Origin of the sequence: Acinetobacter bouvetii DSM 14964 = CIP 107468 (assembly GCF_000368865.1) — a bacterium.
Classification (GTDB): domain Bacteria; phylum Pseudomonadota; class Gammaproteobacteria; order Pseudomonadales; family Moraxellaceae; genus Acinetobacter; species Acinetobacter bouvetii.
The window spans coordinates 110,120-124,071 of record NZ_KB849726.1; the positions used below are offsets into that span (position 1 = coordinate 110,120).

Genomic DNA, 13,952 nt, shown 5'->3' on the forward strand with positions numbered 1-13,952 from the left:
TACACCCGGTCCGGGTGTAATTGTCGTTTAGGTTGACTGAATTTGTATTAAATAGGAAGCCAAGCCAATGGCTGAAACTGAAATTGCTATGCCAGAATCAACTCCCGTTGATTCACGCCCAGCATTTGCAATTGTAGAAGAGCTCAAAGCCAAATTTGGCGAGAACTTCTACGTGCAAACGACTTTTGAAGACTTTCCTACAGTCTGGGTTGAGCGCGCACGTGTGCAAGACGTTTTAATGTTCTTGCGTACAGTGTCACGCCCATACGTGATGCTGTTTGACTTGTCTGCAGTAGACGAGCGCCTGCGCACGCACCGTGACGGTTTGCCTGCATCAGACTTTACAGTGTTCTATCACTTGCTGTCTCTTGAGCGCAACAGCGACATCCGTATTAAAGTTGCGTTGAGCGAGAATGATGTAAATCTTCCGACTGCAACCAATATTTGGCCAAATGCCAACTGGTATGAGCGTGAAGCTTACGATATGTTCGGGATCAATTTCGAGGGGCATCCAATGCTCCGCCGTATTTTGCTGCCGACTTACTGGGAAGGCCACCCGCTGCGTAAAGAATATTCTGCGCGCGCTACTGAATATACACCGTATATGCAGAACCAGGCGAAACAGGATTTCGAACAGGAACACCTGCGCTTTGTGCCTGAAGATTGGGGCCTGAAACGCGGCAACGCCGATGAAGACTTCATGTTCCTGAACTTGGGTCCTAACCATCCGTCTGCGCACGGTGCATTCCGTGTGATCTTGCAGCTGGACGGCGAAGAAGTGAAAGACTGCGTACCGGACATTGGCTATCACCACCGCGGTGTGGAAAAGATGGCTGAACGTCAAACTTGGCATTCATTCATTCCGTATACCGACCGTGTGGACTACTTGGGCGGCTGTGCGCAAAACATGCCTTACGTCATGGGCGTAGAGCAAATGGCGGGCATTACTGTGCCTGACCGCGCGCAATGCATCCGTGTCATGATGTCTGAATTGTTCCGTATCAATAACCACTTGCTGTTTATTGGTACAGCGATTCAGGATGCCGGCGGTATGACGCCAGTATTCTATATGTTCGCCGACCGTCAGAAAATCTATGACGCCATCGAAGCGATCACGGGTTACCGCATGCACCCAGCATGGTTCCGTATCGGCGGTACAGCGCATGACCTGCCGAATGGCTGGGAAAAGCTGATCCGTGAAATTTTGGACTGGATGCCGGGCCGCTTGAAAGAGTACTACACTGCAGCATTGAAAAACTCAGTATTCATTGGCCGTACCCGCAACGTCGCTCAGTACGATGCAAAATCTGCATTAGCTTGGGGTGTAACAGGTACTGGCTTGCGTGCGACAGGTATCGATTTTGACGTGCGTAAATACCGTCCTTACAGCGGTTATGAAAACTACGACTTCGATGTGCCTTTAGAGTACGAAGGCGATGCATATGCGCGTGTGATTGTGCATTTCCGTGAAATTGAAGAATCGCTGAAAATCATTAAGCAATGTTTAGACAATATGCCTTCTGGCGCATACAAGGCGGATCATCCGCTGGCTGTTCCACCGCCGAAAGACAAAACATTGCAAGATATTGAAACTTTGATTACGCACTTCCTGAGCGTGTCATGGGGTCCTGTCATGCCTGCTGGTGAAGCATCTGTAATGGCGGAAGTGGTGAAAGGCGCGTCGAACTACTACTTGACTTCAGACAAGTCAACGATGAGTTACCGTACCCGTATCCGTACACCGACCTTCACGCATTTACAGCAAATGCCTTCTGTGATTAACGGCAGCTTAATGTCTGACTTAATCATTTATTTAGCGACCATTGACGTCGTAATGGCTGACGTGGATCGCTAAGGGGTAAACGCATTATGATGATTTTGACTGATAAAAAGCCGCGTGTGAATGTTGAAGGGATTTTGACTGCAGAAGAAATCCACGATATTCAGCATCACATTGAGCACTATCCGTACCCACGCGCTGCGTGTTTGGATGCGCTGAAATGTGTACAGCGCCGCAACGGCTGGGTAGATGACGCGCAGATGAATGCGATTGCTCAAATGCTGAGCATGAGCCTTGCAGACCTTGAAGGCGTGGCGACATTCTATAACCGCATTTACCGTCAGCCTGTTGGCCGCCATGTAATTTTATTATGTGACTCAATCGCTTGCTTCTTGATGGGCGCGGAAACTTTAGCTGAAGCATTTCAGCGTGAATTGAGCATTCAGTTTGGTCAAACGACTGCTGACGGCCGGTTCACATTGCTTCCGATCTGCTGCCTGGGCAACTGCGATAAAGGTCCAACTTTGATGATTGATGAAGATACTCACGGACTGGTTGAAGTGACATCAATTAAACAGTTATTGGAGAAGTATGTATGAATACTGAACCAAAACCAATTTACGGCGACGGCAACCCGGAAACTCATCCGCTGACATGGCGTTTGAGCAAACAGGCCAATGTTCGCAGCGCAGATGATTACGAAGCGCTTGAAGGCTACGCAGGCTTTAAAAAAGCATTGACCATGCCGCCGAAAGATGTGCTGGACGTGATCAAAGCTGCAACGGTCAAAGGCCGCGGCGGTGCAGGTTTCCCGGCAGGGATTAAATGGTCGCTGATGGCGCCGAATGATGGCGGTCCCCGTTACCTGATCTGTAATGCCGATGAAATGGAACCGGGCACCTTTAAAGACCGTTTGCTGATGGAAGATCTTCCTCACCAATTGATCGAAGGGATGCTGATTGCCGGTTATACCCTTGAAGCAACGCAAGGTTATATCTTCATCCGCGGTGAATACATCGAAGCGGCTGGCTACTTAAATGAAGCATTAGAGCAAATTCGCGCTAAAGGCTATTTGGGTGAAAACATCCTAGGCTCTGGCTGGAACTTTGAGCTGCACGTGCATACAGGCGCGGGCCGTTATATCTGCGGTGAAGAAACTGCATTGATTAACTCGCTTGAAGGCCGCCGCGCGAACCCGCGTACGAAACCGCCATTCCCGCAAGTTGCTGGGGCATGGGGTCGTCCTACGATTGTCAACAACGTTGAAACTTATAACAACCTGCCGGCAATCATGCTTCGCGGCCCAGAATGGTATATCGGTTTGTCTGCGGGCAAATCGAAAGATCCAGGCACTAAAATTTACGGCGCTTCAGGCAAAGTAAAATATCCAGGCCTTTGGGAGCTTCCTTTCGGTACAACGGCGCGTGAAGTGATTGAAGACCACGCGGGCGGCATGCGCGATGGCTTAACGCTGAAAGCATGGCTTCCGGGCGGCGCATCTACAGACTTCTTGGCTGCAGAGCATATCGACCTTCCGATGGATGCTGAAAGCATCATGAAAGCAGGTTCGCGTTTAGGTACGTGTCTACTCATGGTGGTTGATGAAACGCAATGCATGGTTTCAGCAACACGTAACTTAGAAGAATTCTTTGCGCGTGAATCATGCGGTTTCTGTACGCCTTGCCGTGACGGTTTGCCATGGGCGGTTAAAGCGCTGAAAGCACTCGAAGACGGCACAGGCAAGAAAGAAGATATCGACCACTTGCAAGAACTGACTCGCAAGCTTTGGATTGGTAAAACTTTCTGTGCGCATGCTCCAGGTGCGATGGAACCATTAATGGGCGCACTTAAATATTTCCGTAGCGAGTTTGAAGCAAAAGTAGTTGATGCTGCTGCTAAAACTGGCAACGTAGAACAAGCTTAAGGAATTCGACTATGGCTACAATTCATGTCGATGGAAAATCGTATGAAGTCAACGGCTCAGAAAACTTGCTGCAAGCATGTTTAAGCCTTGGCATCGACATCCCATACTTTTGTTGGCATCCATCCTTAGGTTCTGTCGGTTCTTGCCGTCAATGTGCTGTAACTCAATACGCGAATCCAGAAGATACCCGCGGCCGTTTAGTTATGTCATGTATGACGCCTGCGTCTGACAATACCTATATCTCAGTTGAAGACAAAGAAGCAAAAGACTTCCGCGCTTCGATTGTTGAATTCTTGATGACCAACCACCCGCACGACTGTCCAGTCTGTGAAGAGGGCGGTCACTGTCATTTGCAAGATATGACAGTGATGACGCAGCATGACCGCCGCCGCTACCGCTTTACCAAGCGTACCCATTACAACCAGGAATTGGGTTCGTTCATTTCGCATGAAATGAACCGCTGTATCGCGTGCTACCGCTGCGTGCGTTACTACAAAGACTATGCCGGCGGCACAGACTTCGGCGTATATGCAAACGCATCGCGCGTTTACTTTGGCCGTCCAGAATCAGGCACTTTAGAGTCTGAATTCTCAGGCAACTTGACTGAAGTGTGCCCTACAGGCGTATTCACCGACAAGACTCACTCAGAACGCTACAACCGTAAGTGGGACATGCAGTATGCGCCTAGCGTATGCCAAGGCTGTTCTTCGGGCTGCAACATCTCTCCGGGTGAGCGTTATGGCGAGCTTCGCCGCGTAGAAAACCGCTTTAACGGTGATGTCAACCAATACTTCCTTTGCGACAAAGGCCGTTTCGGCACAGGTTATGTCAACCGTGAAGACCGTCCGCGTCAGCCGCAATTCCGTAATGGCGCAACTGTAGAAACAGTTTCTGTAGATACAGCGCTGGATACCGTGATTGCAAACATCCAAGGCAAAAAAGTTTTGGGTATTGGCTCACCGCGCGCTTCACTTGAATCTAACTTCGCGCTTCGCGAGCTGGTAGGTCAAGAGAACTATTCAACAGGCATGTCTCAAAAAGAGCAGAACCTGGCTGAGCTGGCTGCATCAATCATGCAAACCGAGGGCGTATACAACCCGACGATGCGTGAAATTGAAAGCTATGACGCTGTATTGATCTTAGGTGAAGACCTGACTCAAACTGCGCCTCGCATGGCTTTATCTGTTCGCCAAGCGGCGAAAAACAAAGCCAAAGAGATGGCTGCGGAACGCCGTACTCAAGACTGGCTGGCTGAACCTGTGCAGCGTATTGCGCAAGATGCGAAATCGCCGATTTACATCTTGGCTGCAACGCAAACCCGTTTGGCTGATATTGCAGAAGGTGAAGTGGTTGCTTCTCCTAACGACATTGCGCGTTTAGGTTTTGCCGTTGCTGCTGCTGTTAAAGGTGAAACGGTTACTGGTCTTGCTGACGATGCGAAAGCATTTGCGCAAACCATTGCTGACACTTTAAAAGCTGCGAAAAAGCCATTGATCATCTCTGGTACAAGCTTGCAAGACGCATCAATCATGGAAGCTGCTGCGCAAGTTGCACAGAATCTGGGTTCAAATGCGGGCTTAACCTTGATGGTTCCTGAAGTGAACTCAATGGGCTTGGCAATCTTAGGCGGTCAAAGCTTAGAGCAAGCTTTTGCGCAAGACTATGACACGGTTGTGATCGTTGAAAATGATCTATTCCGCCGCTTGCCTGCGGGCCAAGTCGAAGCAGCGCTGGCGAAAGCGAAAGACGTGATTGTTTTGGATCACTCTGAAACTGAAACTGTGAAGAAAGCGGATATCGTGCTTTCTGCAGCTTCGTTTGCTGAAGGCGACGGTACGGTTGTTTCTCAAGAAGGCCGTGCACAGCGTTTCTACCAAGTGTATGACCCGAGCTACTACAAGCCGGAACTGGCGATAAAAGAATCTTGGCGCTGGCTGCATGCCATTGAAACTGGCGTGAAAGGCAAAGCGATTTCTTGGACTTTGCTGGATGACGTGATCGAATCCGTTGCGAAAAACGTACCTGCGCTGGAAGCGATTCAAGATGTTGCGCCAGATGCGGGCTTCCGTGTCCATGGCCTTAAAGTTGCGCGTGAACCGCGCCGCTATTCTGGCCGTACGGCAATGCGCGCGCCGCTGTCTATTCACGAGCCTAAACAGCCTGTGGATACAGACTCTGCATTAACATTCTCTATGGAAGGTTATGTCGGCAGCGAAACACCATCTCCGCTGGTTCCATTTGCATGGTCCGCTGGCTGGAACTCACCGCAGGCTTGGAACAAATTCCAAGACAACGTGGGCGGCCATTTAAAAGGCGGCGATTCAGGCATCCGTTTGTTCGACCGTTTGCCAAAACGTCCAGCGCGTACATTTGTTGCGCCTGAGACTGCTGCGGTCAACCCAGACAGCTTCCGCCTAGTGCCGATGCATCACATTTTCGCTTCTGGCGAGTTCACGGTGAAAACGCCTGCAATGGAAACCCGTATTCCTGATGCAGTGTTTGCAGTGGGTGAGCAGGATGCAGCGCGCTTGAATGTTCAAGACGGTCAAAAAATTACGATAAAAGCTGGCGAGACTTCAATTGTGCTTCCAGTTCAAGTGATTGAATATTTACCTACAGGTTATATTGGCTACCCAGTTGGCATCGCGCCGACGGTATCTCTTGCTGAGCCTGTTTCAGTCGCGGTAGGAGTGTAATTCATGCAACAAGAATTAATACGTCAAACGCCGCTGTGGGCTGAGAACTGGCCAATTGCCTATTCTGTGCTGCAAGCGATTGTCATCTTGCTGGTTGTTGTTTTAATTGCTGCGCTGATGTCGTTCATTGAACGCCGCCTGCTGGCATTATGGCAAGACCGTTACGGTCCGAACCGTGTTGGTCCGGGCGGTATGTTCCAGATTGTTGCCGACATGCTGAAAATCATGTTCAAAGAAGACTGGACGCCAAAATTTGCCGACAAACTGACTTTCCGCCTAGCGCCAGCAGTGGCGATGGGTACAGCGGTACTGTCATTCATGGTTATTCCGGTATCGCCTTATTTAGGCGTTTCGGACATGAGCATCGGCTTGCTGTTCTTTATGGCAATGGCGGGTATTGCCGTGTATGCCGTGCTGTTCGGCGGCTGGTCATCAAATAACAAATATGCATTATTAGGCGGCCTGCGTTCTGCGGCTCAAACCATTTCATATGAAGTGTTCTTGGGCATCTCGCTGATGGGTGTGGTGGCAATTGCCGGCTCATTCAACATGCGTGAAATTGTGGAAGCGCAGCGCGATGTATGGTTTGTCGTTCCTCAATTCTTAGGTTTCCTGATTTTCGTGGTTGCAGGCGTTGCAGTAACGCACCGTCATCCATTTGACCAGCCGGAAGCGGAACAGGAATTGGCGGAAGGCTACCATGTAGAATACGGCGGCATGAAGTGGGGGATGTTCTTCGTTGCGGAATACGTCAACGTAGTGCTGATCTCTGCTCTGATCGTAACTTTATTCTTTGGTGGCTGGCTTGCGCCGTTCAACCTTGAAATTCCGTTTATTCCAGATGCGTTCTGGTTCATTATCAAAACAGCATTCTTTGTCATGATGTTTGTCTTGGCGCGCGGTTCATTAATGCGTCCGCGTTACGACCAAGTGATGAACTTTGGCTGGAAAATTTGCTTGCCTTTGGCGTTGGTTAACCTTTTGGTGACTGGTGCTGTGATTCTGATGAATCAGGCCTAAGACAGCAGGGAGAACAAAATGTTTAAGTTTCTAGCTGGATTTGGGTCAATTGTACGTTCACTGTGGATGGTTTTTTCACATGTGACACGTAAACGTGACACCATTTTATATCCGGAAGTGCCAGCCGAAGATATCGTACCGCCGCGTTTCCGTGGCCGTATCGTGCTGACGCGCGACCCAGATGGGGAAGAGCGCTGTGTGGCATGCAACTTGTGTGCGGTTGCATGTCCAGTGGGCTGTATTTCACTGCAAAAAGCAGAACACGAAGATGGGCGCTGGTATCCGGAATTTTTCCGTATCAACTTCTCTCGCTGCATTTTCTGCGGTATGTGTGAAGAAGCATGTCCGACGACTGCAATTCAGTTAACACCTGATTTCGAGCTGTCAGAATACGTTCGTCAAGACCTTGTGTATGAGAAAGAACACTTGCTTATCTCAGGTCCTGGTAAATATCCTGATTACAACTTCTACCGCGTAACCGGTATGGCTGTGACAGGTAAAGACAAAGGCCAAGCGCAACGTGAAAGCGCGCCTGTTGATGTACGGAGTCTATTACCATGATGTGGCCGTTTTATTTGATGGCGCTTGTGGCCATCGTCTCTACGATTCGTGTTGTGACCAACACCAATCCAGTACACGCTTTACTCAGCTTGATCGTTTCATTGCTTGCCGTTGCAGGCATGTTCATGATCGTTGGCGCGCCGTTTGCCGGCGCGCTTGAGATCATCGTTTACGCCGGCGCGATCATGGTGCTTTTCGTATTCGTGGTGATGATGCTGAACCTGGGCCAGCAAACTGTGGAACAGGAAAGCAAGTGGCTGACTTCATCTGCGTGGGCTTATCCTGCGCTGATGAGCTTCCTGATGGGCTTAGTGCTTGTATGGATGCTGGGCTCAGACTACACCAAAGCATCTTTGGTGATGGGCGCAGAAGTGGTTGGCCCGAAAGCTGTGGGTACAGCACTCTTTACTCAGTACTTATTATTGGTCGAAGTTGCCGCGATGCTATTGCTTGGTGCGCTTGTCGCAGCATTCCATCTGGGTAAACGCGAACCAAGTGCAGAAGAGGAAAAAGAATAATGGGCAACATTCCTTTAGAACATGGTTTGATCGTTGCAACCATTCTTTTTGCACTGGGTTTTTACGGTGTAATGGTGCGACGCAACTTACTCTTTATTTTGATGAGCCTTGAAATCATGATGAACGCCGCTGCTTTAGCGTTCGTTTTGGCGGGCAGCGCATGGGCGCAGCCTGATGGCCAGATCATGTTCATCCTGATTTTAACGCTTGCTGCGGCAGAGGCCTGTATCGGCCTTGCGATCGTCCTTCAGTTCTATCATCGCTTCCATCATTTGGATGTGGATGCTGCTAGTGAGATGCGCGGATGAGCTATTTATATTTAACAGTATTATTTCCGCTCATTGGTTTTATCCTTTTGGCGGCGGGACGCAACAATCTTCCTGAAAAAGTTGCAGCCATTATCGGGGCGGGTTCAGTTGGCCTTTCTGCATTATTTGCATTGATTGCCGGCTTAGATTTCGTAAATAACGGTTCTGTTGCGACAACCCAGCATCTTTGGACTTGGTTCAATGTAGGCGGTTTAGCGCCAGGCTTTTCGCTTCACCTTGACGGCTTATCATTATTGATGATGGGCATGGTGACAGGTGTCGGTTTCTTAATTCACATCTTCGCGACATGGTACATGCGCGGTGAAGAAGACTTTGCGCGTTTCTTCTCATATTTCAACCTGTTTGTAACAAGCATGCTGCTGCTGGTTCTAGGCGATAACTTAGCGTTATTGTTCTTAGGCTGGGAAGGTGTTGGTCTTTGTTCATACCTGTTGATCGGTTATTACTACCAAAACCCTGCAAACGGTTTTGCTGCCATCAAAGCATTTACAGTAACCCGTGTGGGTGACGTATTCTTGCTGATTGCATTGTTCTTAATCTACCAGCAGTTTGGTACTTTAAACATTGCAGAAGTGGTTGCAGCAGCGCCAACGGTTCTGGCTGAAAGTTCTTCAATTGCAATTTGGACTGCATTAATGCTGTTCTTGGGCGCTGCAGGTAAATCTGCACAGATCCCATTGCAAACATGGCTGGCGGATGCGATGGCAGGCCCTACGCCTGTATCTGCATTGATCCACGCGGCGACCATGGTAACTGCAGGCGTTTACCTGTGCTGCCGTATGTTCTCTGTGTTTGAGCAAGCGCCTGAAGTGATGGCGTTCATCTCGATTACAGGCGCGGTAACGCTTCTGGTTGCAGGTTTCGCGGCATTGGTGCAAACCGACATCAAACGTATCTTGGCTTACTCAACAATGAGTCAGTTAGGCTATATGTTTATGGCTGTGGGTGCTGAAGCATACCAAGCGGGCCTGTTCCATATGCTGACTCACGCATTCTTCAAGGCATTATTATTCTTGTCTTCTGGTGCGGTGATTCTGGCTTACCATCATGAACAAAACATTTTCAAAATGGGCGGCTTGTTCCATAAGAACAAATTCCTGTTTGCCTGTTTTGCGATTGGCGGCGGTGCATTGGCTGCAATCCCATTCATCACGATCGGCTTTTTCTCGAAAGATGCGATTTTGGGTGCTGTATGGGTGAAAGGCCAAGCAGTTGCTGTTTATGACTGCTTGTACTGGACTGGTGTTGCAGGCGCATTCTTAACGTCAATTTATACATTCCGCTTAATCTGGGTTGTATTCTTTGGCAAAGAAAATACGCCTTACCATGAAATTAAAGGCGTGACGTACTGGGGTCCTTTGGCGATTCTTGCAGTATTGTCGACTGGTTTAGCTTATGTATTAAAAGCGCCAGTAACCAATATTTTAAACGCTGCTAAAATTCCGGCATTCAATGTTCCTGAAGCATTGGAACACGGCATGCACAGCGCTGAATACACCGCTGTGGGCATTGCGCTTGCAGGCCTTGTGATTGGCGTGATTCTGTTTGCTTTCGCTTACAGTGCAGTAAAAGCATTTGCGAAAACTTCACTGGGCGCTGGCCTTGTGAATATCTGCCGCAATGCGCTTGGTTTCGATGCGCTGTATGACATCGTATTCGTTAAGCCATATTTGCTGATTGCGAAAATCTTAGGCCGTGATCCAATTGACGGCTTATGGCTGGTACTGCCTGCACTTGTAAAAGGCGGCAACAGCTTTACAAGTTCACGTCAAACAGGTTCATTGCGTGAATACGCATCAAGTATGGCATTCGGCACAGTTGTCTTGCTGATGATCTTGGTCGTGATTCAGGTCGTGGGGAAATAAAATGGAAACTAATAATTTAATTTTACCCGCTCTGGTTCTTATTCCGTTCATTGCAGGTTTTGCATGCTGGCTGGTCGATAAACTCGATCAGCACCTGCCGCGCTATATCGCACTGATCGGTATGCTGGTGACTTTGGTGTTGACCATTGTTCTTTGGCAAACGGGTACATATAACTACGAACTTGGCAATGCCGCGCCAACATGGGCTGCTGAGTTTAAATTGCCTTGGATTCAGACCCTTGGCATTAACATTCACCTTGCGGTGGATGGCTTATCACTTCTTATGGTGGGGTTAACTGCACTCCTTGGTGTGCTGGCAGTGGGCTGTTCATGGGGTGAAATTCAGAAGAATGTCGGTTTCTTCCACTTAAACCTTCTATGGTCTTTAGGTGGCGTTATCGGTGTATTCCTTGCAATTGATTTGTTCCTGTTCTTCTTCTTCTGGGAGATGATGCTGGTTCCAATCTACTTTTTGATTGCACTTTGGGGCCATCGCGGCGCAGAAGGCAAGTCCCGCGTTTATGCTGCGACTAAGTTCTTCATCTATACGCAAGTTGCCGGCTTAATCATGCTGATCGGTATCCTTGGCCTTGTGGCTGTCGGATATTCGATGAATGGTGAAATCCGTTTTGACTACAACTATTTAATGGCTGTAGCGAATACGATTGATGCACAAGCTCCTGCTTTAGCTTATGCCTTCATGATCTGCATGTTCATCGGCTTTGCGGTAAAACTTCCAGTTTTCCCATTGCATGGCTGGCTTCCAGACGCGCATGCGCAAGCGCCGACAGCAGGTTCTGTTGACCTTGCAGGTATCCTGATTAAGACTGCGGCTTACGGTTTATTGCGTTTTGTGATTCCGTTCTTCCCGGCAGCATCTGCACAGTTTGCTGACATTGCGATCATCTTTGGTTTAATCGGTATTTTCTACGGCGCTTGGTGTGCTTTCCAGCAAACTGATATGAAGCGCCTGTTAGCGTATACGTCGATTTCACACATGGGCTTCATTTTGCTTGCAATCTATGCAGGCAACATTTTGACCTTCCAAGGCTTAATGATCATGATGCTGGCGCACGGCATCTCTTCGGCTGCCCTGTTTATTATGTGCGGTCAAGTTTATGAACGCCTGCATACACGTGATTTACGCCTGATGGGCGGTATCCGCGGCCAGTTCAAGTATCTTGCGTTCTTCCTGATGTTCTTTGTTGCTGCGCTTGTGGGTATTCCAGGTCTAGGCAACTTCATCGGTGAATTCCTGATCTTGATGGGCTCTTATGCTCGCTTCCCAGTGTTTACAATTCTTGCTGCGGTAAGTTTGGTATTTGCTGGCCTTTACGGCTTAATCCTGATCCATAAAGCATTATTTGGCACACCAAATGAAGAACAGCAAAAGCACTATTCAAATCCATTAAAAGACTTGAATGTACGTGAAATTGTGATTCTTTTAGTTTGTGCGCTGAGTCTGGTTTGGCTGGGTCTGTACCCGCAAACGTTCCTTGACGTTTCTAATTCAAGCATGGCGTGGTTAGCGAATAGCTACATTCCTGTTCAAGAAACAGTTGATACACTGCAGCAAGCTGTCGTTTCAGCTGAAAATGTGGAGATCCAATAAGTCATGAACTTCACAATGTCATTTGCAGAGCTGATGCCTATCGCGCCAGTCATGATCGTCGCTTTAACAGCGGTGGTGGTGATGCTGCTGGTAGCCATCAAGCGCAATCATAATTTAGCTGCAACAGCATCGGTTATCGGTTTAAACCTTGCTGCGCTTTACATCATTTTTGTTGTGTTGGCAGGGCAGTTTGCGCCGGCCAACGTAATGAATTTGTTCATCGTAGATCCGTTTACGATGCTGTACCAGTTTGTGATTATCGTCGCGGCGCTTGCGTGCTGCACGCTGTCGCATGCCTATATTGAAACTTATAAAGACAACCGTGAAGAGCTTTATATCCTGATGCTGGCGTCTGTGACAGGCGCATTGCTGATGGTGGCAAGCACGCACTATGCATCGTTCTTTATCAGCCTTGAGTTGATGTCAATTCCAGTTTATGGCTTATTGGCTTATACGCATCAGCGTTCTCAATCGCTTGAAGCTGGTGTGAAATACCTAGTTCTTTCAGCAACCGCGTCTGCAATGCTGCTGATGGGTATGGCTTATATCTATGCTTACACAGGCACGCTGAACTTTGTCGCTGAACCGGGCAAATTGTTCACGACATTCAGCCAGCCAGCTGTGGTACTGGGCCTAGCATTAATCATCTTTGCAGTTGCATTCAAACTGTCTCTTGCGCCATTCCATAAATGGACGCCAGACGTGTATGCAGGTGCGCCGGCGCCAATCGCGACATTCCTTGCAACTGTTGCCAAAGTGGCAATGATCGGCCTGTTTGTCCGCTATGTACTGTCTTCAGGCTTAATCCTGTCAGACAGCTTTGTGATCATTCTGACGATTCTTGCTGTGCTTTCTATCCTTGCAGGTAACTTGCTGGCAGTTCGCCAAGTGAATTTGAAACGTATTCTTGCGTATTCATCGATTGCTCACTTCGGTTATTTGCTGGTGGCGATTGTCAGCGCGCGCAATACAGACTTCCTTCAAGTTCAAGGTTTCGCGACGTTTGAATCTGTAAACGTGTATGTGATTACTTATGTGTTAACCACCATCGGCGCGTTCGGTGTTGTGACCTTAATGTCCAGCCCATACAACAATACAGATGAAGCAGGCAGCTTGGCAGAGTACCGCGGCTTATTCTGGCGCCGTCCAGTGTTAACTGCGACTTTGACCGTGATGATGCTTTCCCTTGCAGGCATTCCATTAACAGCAGGCTTTATCGGTAAGTTCCTCGTGATTAAAACTGCAGTTGCGGGCCAGTCATGGTTCTTGGCAGCAATGGTAATCATTGGTTCGGGTATCGGCCTGTATTACTATCTGCGTGTCATGGTGGTGATGTACATGACTCCGCCTGAAAACCCGCGTATTGACGCTGTTGACCATTGGGGTCAAAAAGTCGGCGGTATTATGGTGTTAGGCGCCGCAGCTCTTGTGCTGTTGATCGGTGTTTATCCAGATCCAATTATTGCGGTTTCTAAGGTGGCTTTCTTTGCGATTTCACCTGAATTGCAGCAATTCATTCTGGCATTGGTGCAAAGCGGGTTTAACTGATTAATGCTAAATTAATCCAGTTATTACAAAAAAGCCCTCGACTTAGAGGGCTTTTTTATTTTTATCATTTGTTAAATGCCTTTATAATACTAAGAATTT

11 protein-coding genes are annotated in these 13,952 nt (G+C 48.5%); all 11 read left to right on the plus strand.

All coding sequences use genetic code 11. The features are described 5' to 3' along the window. Nucleotides 1–67: 67 nt before the first annotated feature. The 11 genes from nuoC to nuoN are packed head-to-tail and all read left to right on the plus strand — an operon-like array spanning nt 68 to nt 13,853. Nucleotides 68–1,855 carry an NADH-quinone oxidoreductase subunit C/D gene (gene nuoC, locus F941_RS03505; RefSeq protein WP_005007955.1) on the plus strand — a complete coding sequence of 596 codons (1,788 nt, stop codon included), beginning with the start codon at nt 68–70 and terminating at the stop codon, nt 1,853–1,855. A 14-nt stretch (nt 1,856–1,869) separates the two neighbouring features. Then, nucleotides 1,870–2,379: an NADH-quinone oxidoreductase subunit NuoE gene (gene nuoE, locus F941_RS03510; RefSeq protein WP_005007957.1), complete on the plus strand. Its 510-nt coding sequence runs from the start codon at nt 1,870–1,872 to the stop codon at nt 2,377–2,379. Continuing rightward, nucleotides 2,376–3,704 carry an NADH-quinone oxidoreductase subunit NuoF gene (gene nuoF / locus F941_RS03515; RefSeq protein ID WP_005007958.1) on the plus strand — a complete coding sequence of 443 codons (1,329 nt, stop codon included), beginning with the start codon at nt 2,376–2,378 and terminating at the stop codon, nt 3,702–3,704. The genes nuoE and nuoF overlap by 4 nt, the downstream gene beginning before the upstream one ends. A gap of 11 nt (nt 3,705–3,715) precedes the next feature. Continuing rightward, nucleotides 3,716–6,400, plus strand: coding sequence for an NADH-quinone oxidoreductase subunit NuoG (nuoG, locus tag F941_RS03520; protein WP_005007962.1), 2,685 nt, complete (start codon nt 3,716–3,718; stop codon nt 6,398–6,400). A 3-nt stretch (nt 6,401–6,403) separates the two neighbouring features. Beyond that, nucleotides 6,404–7,420, plus strand: coding sequence for an NADH-quinone oxidoreductase subunit NuoH (gene nuoH, locus F941_RS03525; RefSeq protein WP_005007963.1), 1,017 nt, complete (start codon nt 6,404–6,406; stop codon nt 7,418–7,420). Between the two features lie 18 nt (nt 7,421–7,438). Then, complete coding sequence (gene nuoI, locus F941_RS03530) at nt 7,439–7,981, plus strand: NADH-quinone oxidoreductase subunit NuoI (RefSeq protein ID WP_005007966.1); 543 nt, start codon at nt 7,439–7,441, stop codon at nt 7,979–7,981. Next, nucleotides 7,981–8,499, plus strand: coding sequence for an NADH-quinone oxidoreductase subunit J (nuoJ, locus tag F941_RS03535; protein ID WP_171065499.1), 519 nt, complete (start codon nt 7,981–7,983; stop codon nt 8,497–8,499). The genes nuoI and nuoJ overlap by 1 nt, the downstream gene beginning before the upstream one ends. Next, nucleotides 8,499–8,807: an NADH-quinone oxidoreductase subunit NuoK gene (gene nuoK / locus F941_RS03540; RefSeq protein ID WP_005007970.1), complete on the plus strand. Its 309-nt coding sequence runs from the start codon at nt 8,499–8,501 to the stop codon at nt 8,805–8,807. Before nuoJ ends, nuoK begins: the two co-directional genes overlap by 1 nt. Continuing rightward, a complete protein-coding gene (gene nuoL / locus F941_RS03545; protein WP_005007972.1) occupies nt 8,804–10,693 on the plus strand; it encodes an NADH-quinone oxidoreductase subunit L in 1,890 nt (629 codons plus the stop codon). The genes nuoK and nuoL overlap by 4 nt, the downstream gene beginning before the upstream one ends. A gap of 1 nt (nt 10,694) precedes the next feature. Next, entirely contained in the window at nt 10,695–12,305 is a 1,611-nt protein-coding gene (nuoM, locus tag F941_RS03550) for an NADH-quinone oxidoreductase subunit M (RefSeq protein WP_005007973.1), read from the plus strand. A gap of 3 nt (nt 12,306–12,308) precedes the next feature. Then, on the plus strand, nt 12,309–13,853 hold the full coding sequence (gene nuoN / locus F941_RS03555) for an NADH-quinone oxidoreductase subunit NuoN (protein WP_005007974.1): 1,545 nt from the start codon (nt 12,309–12,311) through the stop codon (nt 13,851–13,853). The last annotated feature ends 99 nt before the right edge of the window (nt 13,854–13,952 follow it).